The sequence below is a fragment of the Lysobacter enzymogenes genome, assembly GCF_017168095.1.
GTDB classification, from domain to species: Bacteria; Pseudomonadota; Gammaproteobacteria; order Xanthomonadales; family Xanthomonadaceae; genus Lysobacter; species Lysobacter enzymogenes_D.
Window position 1 is genome coordinate 1 of sequence record NZ_LXSD01000198.1, and the last position, 1,913, is coordinate 1,913.

A 1,913-nucleotide genomic window follows, 5' to 3' on the forward strand; every position below is an offset into this window, starting at 1 on the left:
CTACAGGGGCTTCGGCGCCATGCGATCCACTTGTAGGAGCGGCGCGAGCCGCGACCGCGCCAGCGCAACTACGACGCGAGCCTCAACGCCCCGTCCACCCGTCCAGCATGTCCGCCAACTCGTCGGCATGCTCCTCTTCCTGCGCCAGGATGTGCTCCATCATGCGCTTGGTCGTGGTGTCCTTGTCGCCGATGAAGTCGATGATCGCGCGATAGCTGTCGATGGCGATGCGTTCGGCGATCAAGTCTTCCTTGACCATGTCGCGCAGGTCGCTGCCTTCCACGTACTGCGCGTGCGCGCGGCCGCTGAGCACATCGGGATTGAGGTCGGGCTCGCCGCCGAGCTGGACGATGCGTTCGGCGATCAGGTCGGCGTGGGCCTGTTCCTCGTTGGCGTGCTCGAGGAATTCGGACTTGATCGCGTCGGCCATCAGCCCGCTGGCCATGAAGTAGTGGCGCTTGTAGCGCAGCACGCAGACGATTTCGGTGGCGAGCGCGTCGTTGAGCAGCGCGATCACCGCTTCGCGGTCGGCGGCGTAGCTGGCGGTGATCGCGCCGTCCTCGATGTGCTTGCGGGCGCGGGCGCGGATCGCGTCGATGTCGGCGACGAAGGCCGAGGTCCCCGAGGCGGCAGGCCTGGAACCCGCGGATTTCGGGGCGCTGGCTTTGGCGCCGGCCGGTTTCGCACCGGCGGGCTTGGAAGGAGCGGATTCGCGCTGGCTGACTGGCTTGGCGGACATGACGTCTCCTGGCGGGTCGGGGAAGAGCGGTTACCTCGATGGGCGGAAGCGAAAGGCGTTGCGAACGCACGGCAGCCGGGCCCGCGCGCGGCGGGCCCGGCGACGGATCAGACCTGCTCGAGCATGTATTCGGCCGAGGACACGCGGTACTCGCCGGGCTCCTCGACGTGCACCTGCTGGACCACGCCGTTGTCGACGTACAGGGCGAAGCGCTTGGCGCGCGTGCCCATGCCGTAGGCGCTGGCGTCGAGTTCCAGGCCGAGCGCGCGGGTCAGCTCGCCGTTGCCGTCGGAGAGCATCAGCATGCCGTCGGGCACGTGCTGGCTCTTGGCCCAGGCCTGCATGACGAAGGGGTCGTTGACGGCCAGGCAGGCCACGTCGATGCCCTTGTCGCGGAACTGCTGGAAGTGCTCGACGAAGCCGGGCAGGTGCTTTTCCGAGCAGGTCGGGGTGAACGCGCCGGGCACGGCGAACAACACCGTCTTGCGGTCGTCGAACAGGGCGCGGGTATCGACCGTCTCGATGCCGTCGGTGATGCGCTTGAGCGCGACTTCGGGCAGGCGGTCGCCGACCTGGATGCTCATGGGATTCTCCTGATGTGAAGGTGAAGTCTAGGAAGGCGGAGCTAAACTCTGCGTCAAGGCGGCTTGACGGGAGCATTTCGGGACGCACGCGGCACGCGCCTTGAAAACGCGCCGTCCGCCGCCATGCAGAAGACCTCAATGATGCGTCAAGGCGGCCTGTGCGGACAGCGCTGCGCTTGGCGCTTGCGCCGTGGGAGCGAGCATCGATGCAGTTCAAGGACTACTACGACACCCTGGGCGTGGAGCCCAGCGCCGGCGAGGCGGAGATCAAGACCGCCTACCGCCGCCTGGCGCGCAAGTACCACCCCGACGTCAGCAAGGAAGCCGGCGCGGAAGAGCGGTTCAAGGCGGTCAACGAAGCCTACGAAGCGCTGCGCGATCCGCAAAAGCGCGCCGCCTACGACCAGTTGCGCGCGCGCGGCTATCGCCCGGGCGATGAGGTGCAGGCGCCGCCGGGCGGTTTCGGCGGCGGCCAGGGCGGCGTCGACTTCGAGGAGATCTTCGCCGGCGGCGGCGCGGGCGGCGGTTTCAGCGACTTCTTCGAGACCCTGTTCGGCCGCGGCCGCGCCGCGCCCGGCGCGGGCGGCTTC

3 protein-coding genes are annotated in these 1,913 nt (G+C 68.4%); 1 reads left to right on the forward strand and 2 read right to left on the reverse strand.

Going from position 1 to position 1,913, the window contains the following annotated elements:
- Positions 1–82 precede the first annotated feature (82 nt).
- Together A7A76_RS05170 and A7A76_RS05175 are read right to left on the reverse strand one after the other, a co-directional pair.
- Positions 83–739: a ferritin-like domain-containing protein gene (locus A7A76_RS05170; protein WP_206410193.1), complete on the reverse strand. Its 657-nt coding sequence runs from the start codon at positions 737–739 to the stop codon at positions 83–85.
- Between the two features lie 107 nt (positions 740–846).
- Positions 847–1,323 (reverse strand): peroxiredoxin, encoded by a 477-nt coding sequence (locus tag A7A76_RS05175; protein WP_074869889.1) that lies wholly within the window; start codon positions 1,321–1,323, stop codon positions 847–849.
- A gap of 206 nt (positions 1,324–1,529) precedes the next feature.
- On the opposite strand from A7A76_RS05175, the gene A7A76_RS05180 reads away from it, so the two are divergent.
- A partial coding sequence (locus A7A76_RS05180) for a DnaJ domain-containing protein (RefSeq protein WP_206410194.1) occupies positions 1,530–1,913 on the forward strand: 384 nt, incomplete at its 3' end.